General features: G+C 60.4%; 18 protein-coding genes. 13 read left to right on the forward strand and 5 right to left on the reverse strand.

Annotation, left to right across the window (positions count from 1 at the left end):
• Positions 1-6 precede the first annotated feature (6 nt).
• Positions 7-1,779: a cytochrome c biogenesis protein DipZ gene (locus QD409_RS03255; RefSeq protein WP_092845510.1), complete on the reverse strand. Its 1,773-nt coding sequence runs from the start codon at positions 1,777-1,779 to the stop codon at positions 7-9.
• A 359-nt stretch (positions 1,780-2,138) separates the two neighbouring features.
• Between QD409_RS03255 and QD409_RS03260 the strand changes: the two genes are divergently transcribed.
• From QD409_RS03260 to QD409_RS03300, 9 genes are all read left to right on the forward strand, one after another.
• Complete coding sequence (locus tag QD409_RS03260) at positions 2,139-3,191, forward strand: alpha/beta fold hydrolase (RefSeq protein WP_092845512.1); 1,053 nt, start codon at positions 2,139-2,141, stop codon at positions 3,189-3,191.
• 114 nt (positions 3,192-3,305) lie between these two features.
• On the forward strand, positions 3,306-4,046 hold the full coding sequence (locus tag QD409_RS03265) for a response regulator (protein WP_092845514.1): 741 nt from the start codon (positions 3,306-3,308) through the stop codon (positions 4,044-4,046).
• Complete coding sequence (locus QD409_RS03270; RefSeq protein ID WP_092845516.1) at positions 4,043-5,365, forward strand: sensor histidine kinase; 1,323 nt, start codon at positions 4,043-4,045, stop codon at positions 5,363-5,365. Before QD409_RS03265 ends, QD409_RS03270 begins: the two co-directional genes overlap by 4 nt.
• 188 nt (positions 5,366-5,553) lie before the next feature.
• Positions 5,554-5,970 carry an organic hydroperoxide resistance protein gene (locus QD409_RS03275; protein ID WP_092845518.1) on the forward strand — a complete coding sequence of 139 codons (417 nt, stop codon included), beginning with the start codon at positions 5,554-5,556 and terminating at the stop codon, positions 5,968-5,970.
• A 117-nt stretch (positions 5,971-6,087) separates the two neighbouring features.
• Positions 6,088-6,231 carry a hypothetical protein gene (locus QD409_RS03280; protein WP_167667928.1) on the forward strand — a complete coding sequence of 48 codons (144 nt, stop codon included), beginning with the start codon at positions 6,088-6,090 and terminating at the stop codon, positions 6,229-6,231.
• 52 nt (positions 6,232-6,283) lie between these two features.
• Positions 6,284-7,015: a septum site-determining protein MinC gene (minC, locus tag QD409_RS03285; protein ID WP_092845519.1), complete on the forward strand. Its 732-nt coding sequence runs from the start codon at positions 6,284-6,286 to the stop codon at positions 7,013-7,015.
• Positions 7,016-7,044: 29 nt separating this feature from the next.
• Complete coding sequence (minD, locus tag QD409_RS03290; RefSeq protein WP_092845520.1) at positions 7,045-7,860, forward strand: septum site-determining protein MinD; 816 nt, start codon at positions 7,045-7,047, stop codon at positions 7,858-7,860.
• Positions 7,857-8,117, forward strand: a complete 261-nt coding sequence (minE, locus tag QD409_RS03295; RefSeq protein WP_004124753.1) for a cell division topological specificity factor MinE — start codon at positions 7,857-7,859, stop codon at positions 8,115-8,117. The genes minD and minE overlap by 4 nt, the downstream gene beginning before the upstream one ends.
• 316 nt (positions 8,118-8,433) lie before the next feature.
• Positions 8,434-9,204: a polysaccharide deacetylase family protein gene (locus QD409_RS03300; RefSeq protein WP_430761902.1), complete on the forward strand. Its 771-nt coding sequence runs from the start codon at positions 8,434-8,436 to the stop codon at positions 9,202-9,204.
• Between the two features lie 15 nt (positions 9,205-9,219).
• Here QD409_RS03300 and QD409_RS03305 read toward each other — a convergent pair whose 3' ends face one another.
• A complete protein-coding gene (locus QD409_RS03305; RefSeq protein WP_092845523.1) occupies positions 9,220-9,828 on the reverse strand; it encodes a TetR/AcrR family transcriptional regulator in 609 nt (202 codons plus the stop codon).
• A 110-nt stretch (positions 9,829-9,938) separates the two neighbouring features.
• Here QD409_RS03305 and QD409_RS03310 point away from each other — a divergent pair, with 110 nt between their 5' ends.
• The 3 genes from QD409_RS03310 (at position 9,939) to QD409_RS03320 (ending at position 14,433) form a co-directional block, all read left to right on the forward strand.
• Positions 9,939-10,628 (forward strand): PspA/IM30 family protein, encoded by a 690-nt coding sequence (locus tag QD409_RS03310; RefSeq protein ID WP_430761895.1) that lies wholly within the window; start codon positions 9,939-9,941, stop codon positions 10,626-10,628.
• Between the two features lie 37 nt (positions 10,629-10,665).
• Complete coding sequence (locus QD409_RS03315; RefSeq protein WP_092845527.1) at positions 10,666-10,947, forward strand: YiaA/YiaB family inner membrane protein; 282 nt, start codon at positions 10,666-10,668, stop codon at positions 10,945-10,947.
• Positions 10,948-11,037: 90 nt separating this feature from the next.
• A complete protein-coding gene (locus QD409_RS03320) occupies positions 11,038-14,433 on the forward strand; it encodes an acyl-[ACP]--phospholipid O-acyltransferase (RefSeq protein ID WP_092845529.1) in 3,396 nt (1,131 codons plus the stop codon).
• 95 nt (positions 14,434-14,528) lie between these two features.
• Here the strand turns inward: QD409_RS03320 and QD409_RS03325 are convergent, their stop codons facing one another.
• From QD409_RS03325 to QD409_RS03335, 3 genes are read right to left on the reverse strand one after another with little or no spacing between them, the layout of a single operon-like run.
• Complete coding sequence (locus QD409_RS03325) at positions 14,529-15,542, reverse strand: sensor histidine kinase (RefSeq protein ID WP_092845531.1); 1,014 nt, start codon at positions 15,540-15,542, stop codon at positions 14,529-14,531.
• Positions 15,542-16,246, reverse strand: coding sequence for a response regulator (locus tag QD409_RS03330; protein WP_092845533.1), 705 nt, complete (start codon positions 16,244-16,246; stop codon positions 15,542-15,544). Before QD409_RS03330 ends, QD409_RS03325 begins: the two co-directional genes overlap by 1 nt.
• Before the next feature lie 46 nt (positions 16,247-16,292).
• Positions 16,293-17,789, reverse strand: coding sequence for a DUF4153 domain-containing protein (locus tag QD409_RS03335; RefSeq protein ID WP_092845662.1), 1,497 nt, complete (start codon positions 17,787-17,789; stop codon positions 16,293-16,295).
• 773 nt (positions 17,790-18,562) lie between these two features.
• Here QD409_RS03335 and QD409_RS03340 point away from each other — a divergent pair.
• Positions 18,563-20,365: a diguanylate cyclase gene (locus QD409_RS03340; RefSeq protein ID WP_092845535.1), complete on the forward strand. Its 1,803-nt coding sequence runs from the start codon at positions 18,563-18,565 to the stop codon at positions 20,363-20,365.
• Positions 20,366-20,447 lie beyond the last annotated feature (82 nt).

Genomic DNA, 20,447 nt, shown 5'->3' on the forward strand with positions numbered 1-20,447 from the left:
GGAATTTCAGCCGAAGGTGAAGGCGTAGGCCTGGACCCCGGGGTCGAGGAATCGGATCTCGAAGTTATGGGCGGTGACATCGCCGGACTGCCGGACAAGCTGGTAGAGCTTGGTCGCAGTCACAGTGCCATTTCCGGCGGCATCGATATCGGCGCCGTGGTCGGCGCCAGGCGCCTTTCCATCCACGGTCACCTGAAAGCGGATCGGCTTTCCATCAGCTGATGGCCCGAGGACGAGGTGCAGGTCGCGGGCGCTGAAGCGGTAGCTGATGCCGCCGCCTGCCTTGTCGAGTAATGCTTGCTCCGGGCCGACGGTCCAGGTTCCTGCCAGTCCCCATTGGTTGAGGCCGGGATTGGCAACAGAATAGTCGGCTGCAGTGTCTGCCTTCACGGGTTCAGGGGAAACGAAGCCCGTTGCCTGCTTATAGCCGACATAGGTTTCGCCGGAGCGGATATGGTTGAGGTCAGGGCTTGCTTCCGCACCCTTTGCGTCTGGAACGACAGGGGCACTCTGGGCCATGTCGCTGCCGGCTTCGCGCAGGAGATCCTGGATCGCTTGTTCGGTCTGGCGATAATTGCCTTCGCCGAAGTGCTGGTAGCGGACCTGTCCCTTGGCATCGATCAGATAATGAGCGGGCCAGTAGTTGTTCTCGAAGGCGCGCCAGATGCGATAGTCGTTGTCGATTGCGACCGGATAACCGATCTTGAAGTCGGCGATCGCCTTCTTGACGTTATCGACATTCTTTTCGAAGGCGAATTCCGGAGCGTGGACGCCGATCACGACGAGGCCCTGATCCTTATACTTTTCCGCCCAGGCGCGAACATAGGGGATGGTGCGGATGCAGTTGATGCAGGAGTAGGTCCAGAAGTCGACGAGCACCACCTTGCCGCGAAGCTCAGCTGTCGTCAGCGGCTCGGAGTTCAGCCAGGTGACCGCGCCATCGAGGGAAGGCGCGGGGCCTTCTACCGGAAGGTCGCTATGGAACGGGCGGGCCGCATCGCTGGCGGGGACTACCGCGCCATTGCTGGCAACCTCGGTTTCGGGACCTGAAGCCTTGGGGTGCAGCTTCTCCAGCAAAGCCTGTTCGAAGGAACCCGTGCTGGCGTAAGAGAGGCGAGCAAGCAGGCCGGTGTCAAGGCCAAGCGCGATGGCGGCAACGCCTGCCAGAACGGCGGCCCCTGCAAGCTGGCGGATGCGTTCGCTGACGCCGAGAGACCGCTTCATGCCGGCAAAGATCTTGCCGCCGGCAAAGAGTGCAACGGCAAGCGAGGTCGCAGCACCGGCGCCATAGGCCAGCAGCAGGAATGTCGTCTGCAGATTGGCACCCTTCAAGGCGGCGCCCGTCAGAACGAGCCCGAGGACCGGGCCGGCACAGGGCGCCCAGAGCAAACCTGTCGCAATGCCGAGCACGAAGGAGCTTCTGACGCTTGCAGTCGTGCGATGCGCGCCGGCGGCATTCAGGAGATTGTTGCCGAGATCGACGACGGGCCGCGATAGAGCGCTGGCTATGCGGGGCGAAATCAGGCTGAGGCCGAAGAGCCCAAGCAGGACGATTGCCACTAGGCGACCATATTCATTGGCGCGGATGGCCCAGGCGCCGCCGACCGCAGCAAGGGTTGCGACGAATGCGAAGGTGAGCGCCATGCCTGCAAGCATGGGCAGCGTGCTCTTGACGAAGGGCTGTCCGGCCCGGGCAAAGATGAAGGGGAGAATGGGCAGAATGCATGGACTTAAGATCGTCAGCGCACCGCCGAGATAGGCAATGATGAGAAGCGTCATCGTCTTGCTCCTTTAGAAGCGATTGACCGGCTGGCGGCGGCGATGGGCCGTCCTCAGCGTTGACGTCATCTGCCGGTGGCGACGTATCTCGAATGTGTCGGGGTCGATGGGAGAATGTACCGAAACGTCAATCTCTTCGGCTTCGATACACTGCGATACAAACTTGGCGATGCCGGCGCGATTTTGCCGCTGGCTCAGCGGCCTACCACGGCTGTTCCGCCAAGAGCGGCGGATTGTATCAGACTGTATCTTGGGTGCCGGAAGCTACATAATCATTCAAAAGACGGCCGCTTGCGACACACCGGCGATACATGCGGCTGGCTTTCTCAAGCTCACGATCCAATCGACAGGAGAGACAGATGTCTGAGGAAATCAATCACACCCGCCGCCGCTTCTTCGGCATTGCCGCAATTGCCGTCGCGGCTGCCGAATTTGGTCTGCCCGCCATCGCCGACGCCGAAGAAGCGAAGCCTTCCGCTTCGACGCTGCCCGCCGTCAAGGCCGGCAGCCATACTTCTTTCGATGCGCTGAAGCAGATCGATGCGGGCGTGCTCAACATCGGTTACGCCGAAGCCGGTCCCGCCAATGGCCCGGTCGTGCTGCTGCTGCATGGTTGGCCTTACGATATCTATAGCTTCGTCGATGTCGCCCCGCTGCTTGCCGGTGCCGGCTACCGCGTCATCATTCCCTATCTTCGCGGCTATGGGACCACCCGCTTCCTTTCGAAGGAAACCCCGCGCAACGGTCAGCAGGCAGCCCTTGCCGCCGATATGATCGCGCTTCTCGACGCACTGAAGATCGAAAAGGTCGTTGTTGCCGGTTACGATTGGGGCGGCCGTACCGCCGACATCATGGCGGCACTTTGGCCCGAGCGTTGCAAGGCGCTGGTCTCGGTCAGCGGCTATCTCATCGGCAGCCAGGAAATCAACCGCAAGCCCCTGCCGCCGAAGGCAGAGCTTGCCTGGTGGTATCAGTTCTATTTCGCCACGGAGCGCGGCCGCCTCGGCTATCAGGAAAACCGCCACGATTTCGCAAAGCTGATCTGGCACACCGCCTCGCCGCAATGGGCCTTTGACGACGCCACCTACGATCGCTCGGCTGCCGCCTTCGACAATCCCGACCATGTCGATATCGTTATCCACAACTACCGCTGGCGCCTGGGGCTCGTCGAAGGCGAGACCAAGTTCGATACCTATGAAAAGAAGCTGGCCACAGGACCGGTGATTTCGATCCCGACAATCACCATGGAAGGCGACGCCAACGGGGCGCCTCATCCGGAGCCGTCAGCCTATCGTGGCAAGTTCTCCGGCAAACATGAGCATCGCACCATCACCGGCGGCATCGGGCACAATCTTCCCCAGGAAGCGCCGCAAGCCTTTGCGCAGGCTGTGATAGATGTTGATCGTTTCTAGTTCGGCGATAGTGTGCGACAGGGCGCCGGCGTAAGCTGGCGCCTTCTGCCGTTGGCGCGACAAGAGAATGAATATTCGTAGGCTGCCGCTTACGATGATGAATGGAAAATGAGGATGGAACATGTCGACCATATCCTGATCGTGGATGACGATCGGGAAATCCGTGAGCTGGTGTCGAGCTATCTGAAGAAGAACGGCTTGAGGGCGACGACGGCCGCCGACGGCCGGCAGATGCGCAGCTTTCTCGAGGCCAATTCGGTCGATCTGATCGTGCTCGATGTGATGATGCCGGGCGACGACGGCCTGGTACTGTGTCGTGAGCTTCGCGCCGGAAAACACAAGGCGACGCCCATCCTGATGCTGACGGCGCGCAGCGACGAAATGGACCGGATCCTAGGCCTGGAGATGGGTGCCGACGATTATCTGGCCAAGCCGTTTGCCGCCCGTGAACTTCTAGCCCGCATCAAGGCCGTTCTTCGGCGCACCCGCATGCTGCCGCCCAATCTGCAGATCAGCGAAGCCGGACAATTGCTGGTCTTCGGGGACTGGCGGCTCGATACGGTCGGCCGCCATCTGCTCGACCGGGATGGAACGGAAATTACCCTGAGCGGCGCCGAGTATCGCCTGCTGCGCGTGTTCATCGACCACCCGCAGCGAGTGCTCAATCGCGATCAGTTGCTGAACCTGACGCAGGGTCGCGATGCCGATCTCTTCGATCGCTCGATCGACCTGCTTGTCAGCCGTCTTCGTCAGCGCCTGGGCGACGATGCGCGCGAGCCGACCTATATCAAGACGGTGCGCAGCGAAGGTTATGTCTTCTCGGTTCCGGTGGAGATCGCGGAGTTGCGCTCATGAGCACGGTGGCCCTGCAGCCTCGGGGTCTGTCATGGCCCAGCACCTTGCGCTCGCGCATCTTCATCATCCTGCTGCTCGGTCTTGCGATCGCCTACGGGCTCTCCTTCAGCGTTTTGTACCTGGAGCGCTACATGTCGGCGAAGGCCGTCATGCTCGGTACGCTGGAGCGCGATGTCGCGACCTCGATCGCCGTGCTCGACCGCTTGCCGGCGGGAGAAAGGGCGAATTTCGTCGATTGGCTGAGCCGCGGCAACTATAATTTCGAGCTGGGGACAGGGCTGCCGGGCGTGCCCGATACGTCCACCCGCAGCGCGGAGATCGCCGCCAAGATAGAGGATGCCGTCGGCCATCGTTTTCCCATCCATGTCGAATCGATACCCGGTCCGATCATGCGCCTGCAGGCGCATCTGAACCTGAGTGACGGCAGTCCGCTGACCATCGACATCGTGCCGAAGGGTATCATGCCCATCGCCAACTGGCTGCCTTACGTCTTTGTCGTGCAGATGCTGGTGATCGTCCTTTGTACCTGGTTCGCCGTCCGTCTGGCGATTCGTCCACTGGCTGAGCTCGCGGCGGCGGCCGACGCGCTCGATCCCGACAAGAAGGGACCGGCATTGAGCGATGGCGGGCCGAGCGAGGTGGCCCACGCCGCCAAGGCCTTCAACGCAATGCGGGACCGGATAGCGCATTATCTTGAGGAGCGCGTTCAGATTCTCGCGGCCATCTCGCACGATCTGCAGACGCCGATCACGCGCATGCGCCTGCGCGCCGATATTGCCGATGATTCGCCTGAGAAAACCAAGCTGCTGCAGGATCTCGGCGAGATTGAGCGTCTGGTGCAGGATGGGATAGCCTATGCGCGCAGCGCCCATAGCAATGGCGAGAAGAGCTCCCGCATCGACCTTGCCTCCTTTGTCGAAAGCATCTGCTACGACTATCAGGACACCGGCAAATCCGTCGAGATCCTTGGTCTTGTTCAGGGGACGACGACGACGAAGCCGCATGCGCTTCGCCGCATCCTCACCAATTTCATCGACAATGCGTTGAAATTCGCCGGGGCGGCGGAAATCGCTGTGGAGCGCAGGGATAAGGGCGAGATTGTCATAACAGTGCTGGATCGCGGCTCAGGCATTCCGCAGGACCAGATAGAAACGGCGATGCAGCCCTTCTTCCGGCTGGAACAGTCGCGAAACCGCAATACGGGCGGCACCGGGCTTGGCCTTGCGATTGCCCAGCAGCTGGCCCAGACGCTCGGCGGTTCCGTCAGGCTCTATAACCGCGATGGCGGCGGTCTGGCGGCCGAAGTCGTCATTTCCTGATTGATCCGACTGAAGATTTACAGGCTCTTTGTAAGCAATTGTATCCGGTCTGCAACGGCCTACGTTTTGTAACACTTCCGGCGATTCCGGAAACATGCCGGATACGTCGATCCATCAAAAAACACTCCGTCAACGGACGTCGCCCCAGACGACACAGCAAACCGGGCGACGCAACAAAGGAGTGTTCCATGACCAAGATCGACAAGGTTCTATACACGGCAAGAACGCATACCATCGGCGGCCGCGACGGCTCCGCGCGCAGCGATGACGGCCAGCTGGAGGTCAAGCTTTCGCCTCCCGGCAGCGCCCATGCCGGCACCAATCCCGAACAGCTCTTCGCAGCCGGCTGGTCGGCTTGCTTCATCGGCGCAATGGGCCTTGCCGCTGGCAAGCGCAAGATTAAGCTTCCCGCCGATCTGGCAGTCAATGCCGAGGTGGATCTTGGCACCACGGAAGGCGCCTATTTCCTGCAGGCCCGCCTGACCATCAGCATGCCCGGCATCGAGCCCGAACTCGCACGCACGCTGGTCGAGGAAGCCCACCAGACCTGCCCCTATTCGAAGGCGACTCGCGGCAACATCAATGTCGAGCTGAAGCTCGCCTGAGAATCGCCTGTACGCTGATATTGCGCGTCGTTTCGGAAGGCGCGGCGCGCAGAATCGTTAATTTTTTCGCATCGAGTCATCAGCAAGGCAACGTCTGCCTTGCGCCCGGAGGATTTCATGAAGCCGATCATTCTTCTCCTTGCAGGAGCTGCGATTTTCGCCGCTCCATGCGTCTACGATCCGAGCTCCAGCGAGCCTTCGGCGCTCGCGAGCATCGCCGTTTTATGGGGCGGTTCGGGCTCGAATGGAGCCTCGCGTTAACCACTTGTTAACCATATGAGCGGTACACAAGGTCAACGATTTATTTACATAGATGACCAAAGTGCTAACAGACGCTCGCTCGATCCGTATCAAGGGCCGCTCCTTCCTAGCGGTCATGCTTTCGCCGGATCTTCCGCTGGACCAGTGGTTGATCAGGCTTGATGATCTCGCAGCCCGTTCGGCCGGCTTCTTTCTGGGGCGGCCGGTTGTGCTCGATATCACCGATCTGCCGATAGACCGCGCCCAGCTGAAGGAGCTGATCGGCGAGCTTTCGGCCCGCAACGTCAGCATCATGGGCATCGAGGGCGGTCGTCCGTCGATCGCCGGGCCAGGCATGCCGCCGATGCTGAAAGGTGGGCGTCCGGCTGCCGATTTTGAGATCACCGAGGCGGAGCCTGTGGTGGAGCGTCGCAACAGCGAGCCGAAGGCGCCGCCTCCGGAAGTCCGGCCAGTCACGCAGTCACTGATCATCCGCGAGCCGGTGCGTTCCGGCCAGTCGGTGATCTTTCCCGAGGGCGATGTCACCATCATCGGTTCGGTGGCATCCGGTGCGGAAGTCATCGCGGGTGGATCCATCCACATCTATGGCGCCCTGCGCGGCCGCGCCATGGCGGGCTCGATCGGCAATGCCTCGGCGCGAATCTTTTGCCGCAAGCTCGAAGCCGAGCTGCTGGCGATCGATGGAATTTACAAAATGGCAGAAGACGTATCACCCAGCCTCAGAGGGCAGCCTGTTCAGCTCTGGCTGGATGGTGAAACGATCATGGCTGAAAAACTAATCTGAGCCGAAGCCGGCCAAAACAGGAGAGCGAGATGGGCAAGGTAATCGTCGTCACATCAGGCAAGGGCGGAGTTGGGAAGACGACTTCGACTGCCGCATTGGGGGCGGCTCTGGCGCAGAGGGGCGAAAAGGTCGTCGTGGTCGATTTCGACGTTGGCCTGCGCAATCTCGATCTGGTCATGGGTGCGGAACGGCGCGTCGTCTACGACATCGTCAACGTCATTCATGGCGATGCCAAGCTGCCGCAGGCGCTGATCCGCGACAAGCGGCTGGAGACGCTCTTCCTCCTGCCGGCTTCGCAGACCCGCGACAAGGACAATCTTACCCCCGAGGGCGTCGAGCGCGTCATCAACGAGCTCAAGAACTATTTCGACTGGGTCATCTGCGACAGCCCGGCCGGTATCGAGCGCGGTGCAACGCTTGCCATGCGTCATGCCGATGTCGCCGTCGTCGTCACCAATCCGGAAGTCTCCTCGGTACGCGATTCCGATCGCATCATCGGCCTGCTGGACTCCAAGACGCTGAAGGCCGAGCGCGGCGAGCGCATGGAAAAGCATCTCCTCTTGACCCGCTTTGATGCCGCCCGCGCCGAGCGCGGCGACATGCTGAAGGTCGATGATGTGCTGGAGATCCTCTCCATTCCGTTGCTCGGCATCATTCCTGAAAGCACGGACGTTCTGCGCGCCTCCAACCTCGGCTCGCCCGTCACGCTCGCCGATGCGCGCTGCGCGCCAGCGCTTGCTTATTTCGAAGCCGCACGCCGTCTTGCCGGCGAGCAGCTGCCGGTCACCATCCCCGGCGAGAAGCGGGGTATCTTCGGCAAGATCTTCGCAAGGAGGGCCGCATGAGCATTTTCAAACTGTTTCGCAAGCAGAGATCTGCACCGATGGCGCGCGAGCGTCTGCAGATTCTCCTTGCCCATGAGCGTGCCTCTGTGGGTTCGGATCTCGTATCCGTGCTGAGAGAGGAAATCCTCGCCGTCATCGCCAAGCACGTCCAGGTCGATCGCGATAAGGTGCAGGTGAAGATGGATCGCGACAAGGACGTCTCCATGCTGGAGATCGACGTCGAGATCCCGCGAGACGCCGCCTTGAAGGCGGCCTGACGGAAGCTCAGGCTGGGTACATATGTGCGAATTCCGCCGCTTGAGATCCCAAGCGGCGGAATTCTGAATTTTCTCGAAGTTTACCCTTGCAAAGGGTGCGATTCGCTATTATCTGCAGGCCATCACCTGTATCGATGGCCTGCCGTGCTGACATTTCTGTGTCGAGCCGGTGTTCGCTGTCCGGGTTAAAAAAGCAAGGGCGCTCCCCAGAAATGGGTAGAGCGCCCTTTGCTTTTCTCGCATTCGTGGCACTTTTCTTGTCCAGCGCGATATGCCAGTTTGCAAAGATGATGCGGGGGGCGGCAGCTTGGGCGAAGTGCATGACCTGATGAGTGCGTTGTTCAGATGGATGCTTGCCGGCATTTTTCTCGTGGCATGCGCGGTCGGCGCCCAGGCTGCGGACAAGACGATCTTTCTGACATTTGACGACGGGCCGCTGCCCGGAACGAAGAACATTCTCTCGGTACTGAGCCAGGAAAATGTGCCCGCCGCCATGTTCATGGTCGGCTTGCATGTCGAGACCATTCCGGCCGGGCGCGAGCTGCTGGCCGAAGCCAAGGCGATGTCGCTGGTGACCATCGGCAACCATAGCTACAGTCACGCCAACAATCGCTACAGGAAATACTACTCCAACACTCAGGCCGTCGTGGCGGACATGCTTCATGCCAATGACGTTCTTGGCCTGAAGCCGATCGTCCATGCGCGGCTGCCGGGCAGGGACGTCTTTCGGCTTCCGACTGTCTCGAGAGAGGATCTGTCCATCAATGTCGCCCAATGGGAGCGCGAGTGGCTGGACTATGAGTTCGTTGCCGAAGCGGGCTTCTATCTCTACGGCTGGGATTTCGAATGGGTACACAGCGACGACGGCAAGCCCGTTCAATCGGTGGACCGTCTGGTCAGCGAAATCGACCACCTCTTTCAATACGGCCGCTTCACGCAACGCGGCAAGATGATCCTGCTGATGCACGACGAAATGTTCCAGGACCAGTTCAACGGCCAGGAAAACCTGCAGGCGCTCACCCGCACGCTTCGTCAGCGCGGCTATGCTTTCGGCGATATCAGGGACTATGCGCCGTCGAATCCCTGAACCGCGAGAATTTGCCTAGGCCTGCCTTGCCGCAGCTCCGGCCGCCACGGTCAGAATGAAGTCGTCGAGTTCCCGTTCCAGGCTTTCGACCGGCAGACCGACAAACCGCCCCTCGAGGCTGATGCTGACGACGCCATGAACGGCGCCGAACAGGGTTCTCGCGCGAATAGCGCGCGCCGTCTCCGACATGGTCGGCTGCAGTTCGGCAAGCGGTTCGGCAATGACGCCCATCAGGAACATATGCTCCTCAAGATGCCATTCCGGGCTCGGACGATTGTCCGGTGGCCGGTGATCGAAGAGCGCCTTCCATAGATTGCGGTGGGTGACGGCAAACCGCAAATAGCCGCGCGCGAGATTGCGCAAACGGTCGGTGGGCGTGTGATCCTTGACCTCGGCCAGAGTTAGCGAAGCTTCGAGCCCCTTCAGCGTCGCCGAATTGACGTGAATGACCAGATCGTCGAGATCGGCAAACACGGTGTAGAGACCTCCAAGCGCGCAGCCGACATCCTGCGTTACGTCGCGCGCCCGCAGGTTGGAAAGCCCGTCGGCCGCTATGCGATTGCGCGCCGCCTCGATCAGCCGCAGCTTCAGATCCTCGCGCTTTTCCAGGGTTTTTCTCGCCATTGACCATTCCAATCCGATTTTTGAACGTTGTTCAAAATTTTTCTTGAACGGCGTTCATGATTCTGGCATACATCATTTCGTGAACATCGTTCATAAACGGGAGACGACAAATGTTCAATTCAATTCTGACGCTCATCCGCGGTAGAGCTTACGATGCGGAGCAGGCATTCATCGATCGCAATGCCGTGCCTCTGCTTGCGCAGCAGATCCGCGACGCGGCCGTCGCCATTCAGTCGGCACGGCGGGCAGTGGCAATTGCCGTTGCACAGAATGAGCAGGAAAAGAGCCATTATTCAGCGATCGTCGGTCGCATCGCCGACCTGGAAACTCGCGCCGTTGCCGCCTTGCAGAAGGGCAATGACGAGCTTGCCCTGGAAGCCGCCGAGGCGATCGCCCAGCTCGAAGCCGAGCGCGATGCTTCCGAGAAGGCGCAGGCGCAATTCAACCAGACGATCGGCAAGCTCAAGGCAACCGTTCGCGCATCGGAAGCGCGGCTGCAGGAATTGCAGCGCGGCGAGCGGCTGGCCCGCGCTACCGAGCAGACACAGAAGCTCAATGTCGCCTGCGACGACAAGTCGGGCCTCGCGACCCTCGACGATGCGGAGGAAACGCTTGCCCGTCTTCAGGCCTACCAGAACCGCTGCGAGGTCGCAGCTTCCGTCATGAAGGAAATGGACGCAGCGAGCCGGCCGGCAACCATTGTCGAAAAGCTTGCCAATGCCGGCTTCGGAGCCCCGCTCAGTCCTTCAGCCGACGAGGTGCTGACCCGCCTTCGCGAACGCATGAATTCAGCAGCCTGAAACCGAACACATCAAACAGATTAGAGAGGGTACGATCATGAACGACAGTTTCCAGAAACATTCCCAGGCTTGGGTGAGCTTTTCCTACATCTCTTTCGCCGCCGCTGCTTTCATGCTTTTCGTCGGCCTCTACATGATGCCGATCGACCTCTGGGGCAAAGGCTATCTTGCCATGGGCATCCTGATGCTGGTGCAGACGACGGTCAATGTTACCAAGACGGTTCGCGACAATTCCGAGGCTGACAAGCTGATCCGCAAGGTAGAGGATGCTCGCACGGAGAAGCTCTTGGTTAAGTTCAATCGTGACGGTCAGGACTAAACTTTATTAACGACGCCACAGGGTTGTATCTGCGCTCAACCTTTGCGTAACAACTCTGTGGCGTCTTGTTGGCTAAACGAGGGATATGCCATGCAAAAGCACCTGATGAGATCGAGGAAATTCGCGCCGCTGTTCTGGACGCAGTTCCTCACCGCCTTCAACGATAATTTCCTCAAGCAAACTCTGGTTTTCGTCATTCTCGCGCAGATGGCGACGGAGGGGGCGGCGCTGGTGACGCTTGCCGGCGGCATCTTCATCGTGCCGTTCCTGCTTTTGTCGGCGATTGCCGGCGAGCTCGCCGATAAATACGACAAGGCCAAGATGGCGGAGCTGCTGAAGCGCTGCGAGCTTGGCGTCGCGGCGATCTCCGTCATCGGCATCGCCTTCTCTTCCATCTGGATCCTGATGCTTGCCCTCTTCGGTTTCGGCGTCATCTCCTCGCTCTTCGGACCGATCAAATACGGCATCCTGCCGGATCATCTGGCAAGCCGGGACCTTCCCAAGGCCAATGCCTGGATCGAAGGCGGCACCTTCATCGCCATTCTCACCGGCACCATGATCGCCGCGGTCGCCTTCCGTGAGGGCGAGAATGTCTGGATCTTCGGCCCGATGATGATGGGGCTTTCCATCCTCTGCTGGTTTGCCGCCCGCATGATCCCTTCGACGGGTTCCAAGGCGCCGGATCTGGTCGTCGATACGAATGTCGTGCGTTCCAGCTACAGGCTGGTCAACGAGCTTCGCGCCGATAGCCGCATCTGGCGTGCCTCGCTGATGAACTGCTGGTTCTGGTTTGTCGGCGCCTTCATCATGTCGATGCTGCCTGTTATGGTGACCGATATTCTCGGCGGTTCCGAAATCGTCGTTCCGGCCTATCTGGCGATCTTTGCCATATCCGTCGCCATCGGCTCGGCCATTGCCGGATGGATGGCTGCCGGCCGCATCGTGCTTTTGCCGGCGCCCGTCGGTATGCTGATCGTCGCGCTCTTCGGCCTCGACCTCGCCTGGAACCTGTGGGGCCTTCAGTCGACCGATCACGCGCAAACCATTCTTGCCTTCTTCTCTGGGCCGAAGACTATCCACGTCGCGGTCGACCTGGCCGGCATGGCGATCGGCGGTGCCTTCCTCGCCGTTCCGACCTTTGCAGCCATGCAGAGCTGGGCGCATGAGGATCGTCGTGCTCGCGTCATCGGCGCAGCCAACGTCCTGTCGGCTCTCTTCATTGCAGTGGGCCTGGCGCTTGTGGCCGTGCTGCAGGCCGTTGGTCTGTCGATTCCGGTCATCATTCTCAGCATCTCCGTGCTCAACATCGCGATCGCCTGGGTCATGCTGGAAATGCTGCCGACCAATGCCTTCCGCGACCTCATTTCGATCATCTTCCGCGCTTTCATGCGGCTGGAAGTCGAGGGTCTGGAAAACATCCGCAAGGCCGGCCCGGCGCCGATCATCGCGCTCAACCATGTGAGCTTGCTCGACGGTGCGCTGGCGCTTGCCATCACCGAAGAAGAGCCCGTCTTTGCCATCGACTATGCATTTGCCAAGAAATGGTGGGTGCGGCCGCTCCTGAAAAAGTGCAAGTTCCTGCCGCTCGACCCGACGAAGCCGATGGCGACGCGTTCGCTGATCAAGGTCATCCAGGACGGCAGCCCGGTCGGCATCTTCCCCGAGGGGCGTCTGACCGTGACGGGCACGCTGATGAAGGTCTATGACGGCGCCGCCATGGTCGCCGACAAGACCGGCACAATGATCGTGCCCGTTCGTATCGATGGTCTGGAAAAGAGCTATGCCTCCTATCTGACGTCGAGCCATGTCCGTCGCCGTCTCTTTCCCAAGGTCAAGGTGACGATTCTCGAACCCGTCAAGCTTGACGTTCCGGTGGAACTCAAGGGCAGGAAGCGGCGCATTGCGGCCGGTGCCGCCCTCTACCAGATCATGTCGACGCTGATGTTTCGCACCGCCGACACCGACAACACGGTCCTCGGCCGTATCATCGAAACCGCCCATGAACACGGCGGCAAGAAGCTCGCCGTCGAGGATCCGATTGCCGGAAAGCTGTCCTATGCCAAACTTCTGACCGGTGCTGCGGTCCTGGGGGCGAAGTTCAAGAAGATGTTCCCCAAGGAGAAGACGCTCGGCGTCATGCTGCCGAACGCCAATGGCACGGCTGCGACCGTCCTCGGCGTCATGTCGGCGGGCAAGGTCCCGGCCATGCTGAACTTCACGGCAGGCGCTGCCAATATCCTGTCCGCCTGCCGGACCGCCGAGGTCAAGCACGTCCTCAGCTCCCGCGCCTTCGTCACGCAGGCCAAGCTCGGCCCAGTGGTCGAGGAGCTCGAAAAGCAGGTGACCTTCGTCTGGCTGGATGAGCTGCGCACGCAAGTCACCTTCCTCGACAAGATCGTCGGGTCGCTTCGCAAATATCGGCCGCTGGTCAAGCGCAATGCCGGTGATCCGGCTGTCATCCTCTTCACCTCCGGTTCCGAAGGCGCGCCGAAGGGCGTGGTGCTGAGCCACCGCAATATCCTTTCGAACGCGGCCCAAGCGGCCTCGCGCATCGACTTCCATCCCGGCGACAAGGTGTTCAACATCCTGCCGATGTTCCACTCCTTCGGTCTGACGGCGGGCACGATCCTGCCGCTGGTCTCGGGCGTGCCGATCTTCCTCTATCCGTCGCCGCTGCACTATCGCATCGTGCCGGAGCTGATCTACGTCTCGAATGCGACCATCGTTTTCGGCACGGATACGTTCCTGAACGGTTATGCGCGCAGCGCTCATCCCTACGATCTGAGGTCGATCCGCTACATCTTCTCCGGTGCCGAACCGGTGAAGGCCTCAACCCGTGAGGTCTATATGGAGAAGTTCGGTCTGCGCATCCTGGAAGGCTATGGCGTCACAGAGGCCGCTCCGGTGATCTCGCTGAATACGCCGATGTACAACCGCTCCGGCACGGTCGGAAAGATCATGCCGGGCATGGAATGGAAGCTGGAGCCGGTTCCCGGCATCGACGAGGGCGGACGTCTGCACATCCGCGGTGCTAACGTGATGGCCGGCTACATGCGCGCGGACAATCCCGGCGTTCTTGAGCCGCTGCCGGAAGGCTGGCACGATACCGGCGACATCGTCACCATCGATGAGGACGGTTTCGTCAAGATCCGCGGCCGCGCCAAGCGCTTTGCCAAGATAGGTGGCGAGATGGTCTCGCTCGCAGCAGTGGAGACGCTTGCCGCGCAGCTCTGGCCGGGTGCGCTCAGCGTTGTTTCGTCCGTGCCAGACGCCAAGAAGGGTGAGCGTCTCATCCTCCTCACTGATGCGCCGAACGCCACGCGAAGCGATTTCCTGGCATTTGCCAAATCGAAGGGTGCCACGGAAATGATGGTCCCGGCGGAAGTGACCATCGGCAAGGTGCCGGTCCTCGGCTCGGGCAAAGTCGATTTCGTGACTGCCCGCGCCATGGCGCTCGAAGGACTATCGCAATCGCAGGCGGCATAAATTCAAGCAGCTGAACGGCAAAGCGGTCGGTGGTTGGAGCCATCGACCGTTTTTGCCATCGACATCAAAGCATTACAGATCGCTTCGATTCCGATTCAGAAGATGCGTGGCAGGACGATCTGGAAGGTCGTGCCGTCCTTGCTGCTTTCCAGCACCTCGATGCTGCCGCCATGCGAGGCCAGCATGGCCCGGACGATGCCAAGGCCCATGCCGGTGCCGCCATCCTCGCGCCGCGTCGAGAAGAAGGGCTCGAAGATGCGATCGCGATTGCCATCGGCAATGCCGCCACCATTGTCGCGAATTCGGATCGTCATCCTTCGCTCATCGCCACTTGCCTTGATCGCGAACCTCTTGGCACCGTTCTGAAACGCATTCTCCGCCAAATTGGCGAAGATGATGCCGGCGGCCTCGCCGGGTAGCGCCAGCATCTCGTCGGTGCTTCCATCGTCGATGACAGCCAGCCGGCGAAACTGGGCTCCGAGCTCAGCTATGATGTCGCTGACGCTGCTGGAACCCTGTTCGGACGGCAGCTCGGCTTTCGCCAGGTCCCGCAAGCGTGACAGCAGAGTATCCAGTCGATCGGTATCGGCGATGATGTTGGTGAGAAAGCGGTTGCGCTGCTCCTGGCTCATCGGACTGTCTTCGTCATCGTCGCGCAGCAGTTCCGCCGCGCCCTTGATCGAGGTGAGGGGCGATTTCAGCTCATGCGAGACATGCACTGCAAAGGTGCGGACATGATCGGAATGATCGACCAGCTTACCGGCGAGGTCGAGAAAGCTCTGCGACAGCGTCGCCACCTCCCGCGTGCCGTAATTGTCGAGCGGCCGGATCGCCGCTCTGCCACCGCGGGCGATTTCGTCTGTTCTGGCAATCAGGGCATTGATCGGCACGGTCAGCGTGCGCGTCAGTACATAGGCGACCGCGAGCGTGAGGATCAGAACGACGGCAAGCGTAGCAATTTCAGCCGGTGCCATCGCGCCGGAGGCGGCGCGCACCGCGCGAAACCAGATGACGGTCAGCACCGGAAGCGTCATTACGGTCAGGAGCACGGCATAGACGATAAGGTAAAGCGGCGGCCGCCACTTCGGTTTCACCCGCGGAGCGTCCATCAGGCGCGCCCTTCCGTGCCGGATGTCAGCTTGAAGCCGATGCCGTGTATCGTGGTGATGATGCCCTTGCCGCCTGCGGCGGAAAGCTTGGCGCGGATATTGCGGATATGGCTGTCTATGGTGCGATCGGCGACCTGCATGTCAGCGCCATAGGCCGCCTCCATCAGCTGATCGCGGCTGAAGACGATCTCGGGGCGCGACAGCAGCGTGTCGAGGATGGCGAATTCGAGCGCCGTCAAGCTCAGCGGCATATTGGCGAAACTTGCTGTACGGCCACCGCGATTGAGTTTCAACAAGCCAACGGAAACCGAACCGTTGCTCGCATCCGGCTCCGAACCGTGTCCGCTGCGCTTCAGGATGGTCTTGATCCGCGCGACGAGTTCGCGCGGGCTGAAGGGCTTGGTGACGTAATCGTCGCCGCCGATCTCCAGGCCGAGGATCCGGTCTATTTCCTCGTCGCGCGCGGAGAGAAACAGGATTGGAAGATTGGATGTCTTGCGGATGCGCCGGCAGACCTCCAGCCCATCCATTTCAGGCATGCCGATATCGAGCACGATCAGATCGAGGCTGCCCCGATGAAAAGCCATCATGGCCTCCGTGCCATTGCGAGCTGTCGTCGTCGCCATGCCGGCACGATCGAGCGCGAAGCAGATCACGTCGCGGATATTGGGTTCGTCGTCGACGACGAGGATGCGCTGGGCCATGCGATGCCTGTTTTGGTTTCACCGCCTGTTTTTCCTCGTTTCGGCATCATCTTGCAAGCGTTGGGTGCTCTTGAAGATAGCGACCGAGACGAGCGGCGCGATAGGTCCAGCTTCTCCAGTCGCGCGGTTCTTGCCATTCGCCCCAGGTCAGCGCGCCGCGGGCTGCGCTCGCAAGAGCAATCTGCTCTTTCGCCTCGGCGGGCAAGGCGGCCATATATGCATCAAGTGCGGGGATGGCCGCAGGGCCGAGTGTCAGGAGATAGTCGATATCGAGGGCAATGCCTTCGCCCGAAATTTCCCGGCTATGGTTTACGTTAAAGCGGGCGATGAAGGCAGGAATATCGACCAATGCGGCGGCGTAGAGCGTCAAAACCAGCGTCGCGGAGCAGAGTGCGATCAGCCATTCGTTGGAGCGGCGCAGCAGAATGCGCAGGAGGATGAGGAAGAGGCCGATAGCGACGAGGCCCATCCATATGCCGGCCGCAACGCGCAGCTCCGTCAGCGAATAGACTTCGACATAGAGATCGAGCCGCAGGATGGAGGAGAGGCAAAGCAGGATGTTCTGCGCGATCCACAGATGCACCAGGCCGCGGAGCAGAGCACTTTTGTCCCCAGGGCCGCCGTGGCGCATGGCAACGAGTACGAAGATTGCAGCCAGGAGCGCGGTGACCAAAAGCGGATAGGCGCCGCGATGCGCATATTCGGCATGGCTCATGCCGTTGGGCAGGCTCGCCCCGCCCCAGAGATAGGTGAGATCAAGCAGCGTCTGCACGGCAAAAAGCGCGTTGAAGACGGCAAGCGAGCGTAGCAACGCGGCATGCCCGAACAGCCCATCCTCAACCCCTAGGGCGACCTCCGCAATCTTTTGCCGATGCGGGCGCCGGCGCTTCAGGCGCGGGTGAAGCAGCAGGGACAGGAAGACTGCGGCAGCGAGCCAGAAGCCGATGCGCCACATGCTCAACAGTTGCAGCAGGAAGGTAAGGTCGATGCTGCGCAGCGTCCTGTCGATCAGCGGATTGGCCATTGCGAACAGGGCAAGGAAGCCGGCGGCGAAACTCAGTGGCATGATCCAGCCGCGAAGATGATGCCGGACGCCTTCCGACGACGGCTTTTGCAGGCGCTGCAGCCAGCGATAGCTTGTCTGGCGGAAAGGCCGCAACGGCACCTCCAGGAGGAAGCGGAGCAGGGTCAGCGGTAAGCGGATCCATTGCCGAGGGAGAAGCCCGGAGGCGCCGAGCGAAACGCAGCTGAGGCCGAGCAGGCTGATGGTGATACCCATCCGGGATGCGGTTTCGACAAGCGGCGCCGACGCCACAAAGTTAAAGGCGAGAAGCGCCGAAGTCTCTAAAGCTGATTGTCTTCTTCTGGAGCAGATCAGCAGGCCGGCGGCAGCGATATTGGCAAAGAGAAAGAGATTGAGTCCAGGATACCTGTTGAAGAGGAGGATGTCGGCCAGTGCGACAAGAACGATCAGTATCAGGAGTTTGCGATTGGAGCTGCTTATGGGCTTCGTCGAAAGGACAGTTGCATTCGAGAGGCTCATCGGCATCGGCTCCACGTTGTTCGTTCGGCAGCGATAAAGGGGATGATCCTGGCCTGCTGAACGGGCCGGCCGGCTTGAGGATGATGATCTTCCGTCAGCCACCAGCCTTCCCTGAGGAGGTTACGTGGCAGGCGAACGGGCGGAGCGGTGATTTCTTCGGGTGCGTTGTTCATGGCACGACAGTGGCGCGCGCCTTTGCAGAATTTGTGCAGAGCCCGAGGAGCTATTCAGGAAAATTACAGGGCGATTCTCCAGCTGGAAGCGGCCTCGGAACCTGCCTTGTCGGAAGTATGGACAATAACTGCAGCCGGCAAATTCCATTGAAGCGAGGATTGATTGCAGGATTTTGCGTCTGATGTTTCGAAATGAAGCAATCAATTGTGGAACTTAAGCATATATTTTCCAACTTGCCGTCCGCTTATGGATTGCCGATCTGAAAATCGATTTGTTGACCGGGCTGTCGTACGCACCCCTGACGACAGCCGGGAGTCCCGGTGCCTGCCGTTCAGTCAGGCCCGGGATTCTCGTCAATGGAAAGCGATCATGATGTCTCGCCGTCTCGGATCGCGCAGACGGGGGCGTTGACGAGGGCGTTCCCATGTCAGGGTGCGACGCGGGCGTCAGATCAGCACAAGGAGATTCATGCCAAATGAGCTCGGCGCTTTCCTCTCGGCTTATTCGCGCTTTATCCTGATGAATGCTTGTTCTAACTGGGGGATCGGCAAAGCAGGCACTCTGGGCATGCATGAGCCAGGCGCAAAGGAAGTCGGTAGATGAGAATTACGACAATTACGAATTGGGCCTACGGTATCACCATGGTCCTGACCGTGCTGTCTGCCGCGGCTTTCATTCTGTCGGCTCAAAGTGCAACCCAGGAAAGGCAGGCGGTCGAGCAGCACCTGTTGCTCAATAGCATGGGCGAGGAGCTTGCACTCGGCGCGGAGGAGACGACGGATGAGGCGCGTCTCTACGTCATGCGCGGCGAGGCTCGGCATCTCGATGCCTTTACCATCGATGAGGGCGAAGAACGCCGCCGCGATACCGCGATCAATGCCCTGCGCGGCCTTGGCATTCCCAATGGCGAACTTCAGCTCGTCGAGCAGGTCACGACCGATGCGGAAGCGCTTGATAAGGTTGAGGAAGCGGCGGTCGCGGCCTATCGCGGCGGCAATCAGACCGGCGCGCGCGACACTCTGTTCGGCCCGGAGCACGAGCGCATCCAGACTGCTCTTCTCAATGACGTGACCCAATTTCGCTCTTTGGCAGCGGCGCGCACCCAGGCTACTGTTCGCAGCGCACAGGCGCGAAGCGATCTTTGGGGCGATATCGCCAAGGTCATGCTCGCTCTGACCGCGGTGATATTTCTTGGAGTGCTTTACTTCATCCTTCGGCGCAGGGTTGCCTTGCCGCTGGTTCGCATGACGGGAATCGTCAATCGGCTCGCAAAGCAGGATTATGCCGTCGAGGTGCCCAACGACAGCCGACGCGACGAGATCGGCGAGATGAACGACGCGATACAGGTCTTCCGCGAGAACGGGCTGGAGCGCAATCGGTTGGACGCCGAGCGCAAGCGGGATCTGCAAACCAAGGACCTTATCCTGCAGATGATGCATCGTCTCCAAGCCTGCTATGCGCAGAAAGAGCTGGCGGAAGTCGTCGCGCTTTTCGTGCCGCAGATCTTCCCGGGAATTGCCGGCTGCCTCTATACGATGAATGAGAGCCGGTCGGCGCTGACCGAGGTGAGCCGATGGCTCGATCCTGCCCACACGCAGCCGTCTTTTCCGGCATCCGCCTGCTGGGGACTGCGCCGAGGACGGCTGCATGTCAGCCATGTGGCGGATCACGATATTGCGTGCCAGCATCTGGATGAATCGGGCGTTCCGGGGCTTTGCGTTCCCTTGACCGCGCTCGGTGAGGCGATCGGGCTGCTCTATTTCGAGGACCGTAAGAAGGATGCGAGTGCCGTGGACGCGCCGCAGCTCTATCTGGAGCTGATTGCCGAAAACGTCGGCCTGGCGATCGCAAATCTGCAATTGCGGGACAAGCTCGTCAACCTCGCCGTGCGTGATGCGCTGACGGGGCTGTTCAATCGGCGCTCGCTGGACGAAGCGCTGAACGCCCTTCACAGGGACCAGTCTGCCCGCACGGTCGTCTGCATGATGATCGACATCGATCACTTCAAGCGCTTCAACGACGAGTTCGGTCATGATGCGGGGGACGAGGTCTTGCACCATGTCGCGCAGATCGTTTCCGATACGATCGGCGATGTCGGCACGGTCTATCGGTTCGGTGGGGAGGAACTGACGGTGATCGCAACCGACATTGCCGATGGGGCAGGCTTTGAAACTGCAGAGAAACTCCGCACGAGCGTCTTCACCACGCCCTTCTCCTATCGCGGCCGTATCGTGGGGCCGCTTTCCATCTCCGTCGGCATAGCCTCGTCTCCGGTCTCGGGGCCGACGACGACGCTGATCAATCGCGCCGATGGTGCTTTGCTCCAGGCAAAGTTGAGCGGGCGTAACAAAACGGTTGCCGCATTCGCGATGGGGCCCGAAGGGGAATTGAAAAGGGGATAGGGCTGATTTTCCGGGTCGAATGTGGATGCCGAAATTCGGTTTTATCATCTTGATGAATACGCGTATCGATTGTAGCCTAAGG

It is taken from the genome of Rhizobium sp. BR 315 (assembly GCF_050577975.1).
Taxonomy (GTDB): domain Bacteria; phylum Pseudomonadota; class Alphaproteobacteria; order Rhizobiales; family Rhizobiaceae; genus Rhizobium; species Rhizobium miluonense.

What these genes read in the sequence shown, in the direction of transcription:
- QD409_RS03255 (WP_092845510.1), bottom strand. Translation starts at nt 1,779, where the DNA reads ATGACGCTTCTCATCATTGCCTATCTCGGCGGTGCGCTGACGATCTTA.
- QD409_RS03260 (WP_092845512.1), top strand. Translation starts at nt 2,139, where the DNA reads ATGTCTGAGGAAATCAATCACACCCGCCGCCGCTTCTTCGGCATTGCC.
- QD409_RS03265 (WP_092845514.1), top strand. Translation starts at nt 3,306, where the DNA reads ATGGAACATGTCGACCATATCCTGATCGTGGATGACGATCGGGAAATC.
- QD409_RS03270 (WP_092845516.1), top strand. Translation starts at nt 4,043, where the DNA reads ATGAGCACGGTGGCCCTGCAGCCTCGGGGTCTGTCATGGCCCAGCACC.
- QD409_RS03275 (WP_092845518.1), top strand. Translation starts at nt 5,554, where the DNA reads ATGACCAAGATCGACAAGGTTCTATACACGGCAAGAACGCATACCATC.
- QD409_RS03280 (WP_167667928.1), top strand. Translation starts at nt 6,088, where the DNA reads ATGAAGCCGATCATTCTTCTCCTTGCAGGAGCTGCGATTTTCGCCGCT.
- minC (WP_092845519.1), top strand. Translation starts at nt 6,284, where the DNA reads ATGACCAAAGTGCTAACAGACGCTCGCTCGATCCGTATCAAGGGCCGC.
- minD (WP_092845520.1), top strand. Translation starts at nt 7,045, where the DNA reads ATGGGCAAGGTAATCGTCGTCACATCAGGCAAGGGCGGAGTTGGGAAG.
- minE (WP_004124753.1), top strand. Translation starts at nt 7,857, where the DNA reads ATGAGCATTTTCAAACTGTTTCGCAAGCAGAGATCTGCACCGATGGCG.
- QD409_RS03305 (WP_092845523.1), bottom strand. Translation starts at nt 9,828, where the DNA reads ATGGCGAGAAAAACCCTGGAAAAGCGCGAGGATCTGAAGCTGCGGCTG.
- QD409_RS03310 (WP_430761895.1), top strand. Translation starts at nt 9,939, where the DNA reads ATGTTCAATTCAATTCTGACGCTCATCCGCGGTAGAGCTTACGATGCG.
- QD409_RS03315 (WP_092845527.1), top strand. Translation starts at nt 10,666, where the DNA reads ATGAACGACAGTTTCCAGAAACATTCCCAGGCTTGGGTGAGCTTTTCC.
- QD409_RS03320 (WP_092845529.1), top strand. Translation starts at nt 11,038, where the DNA reads ATGCAAAAGCACCTGATGAGATCGAGGAAATTCGCGCCGCTGTTCTGG.
- QD409_RS03325 (WP_092845531.1), bottom strand. Translation starts at nt 15,542, where the DNA reads ATGGACGCTCCGCGGGTGAAACCGAAGTGGCGGCCGCCGCTTTACCTT.
- QD409_RS03330 (WP_092845533.1), bottom strand. Translation starts at nt 16,246, where the DNA reads ATGGCCCAGCGCATCCTCGTCGTCGACGACGAACCCAATATCCGCGAC.
- QD409_RS03335 (WP_092845662.1), bottom strand. Translation starts at nt 17,789, where the DNA reads ATGAGCCTCTCGAATGCAACTGTCCTTTCGACGAAGCCCATAAGCAGC.
- QD409_RS03340 (WP_092845535.1), top strand. Translation starts at nt 18,563, where the DNA reads ATGAGAATTACGACAATTACGAATTGGGCCTACGGTATCACCATGGTC.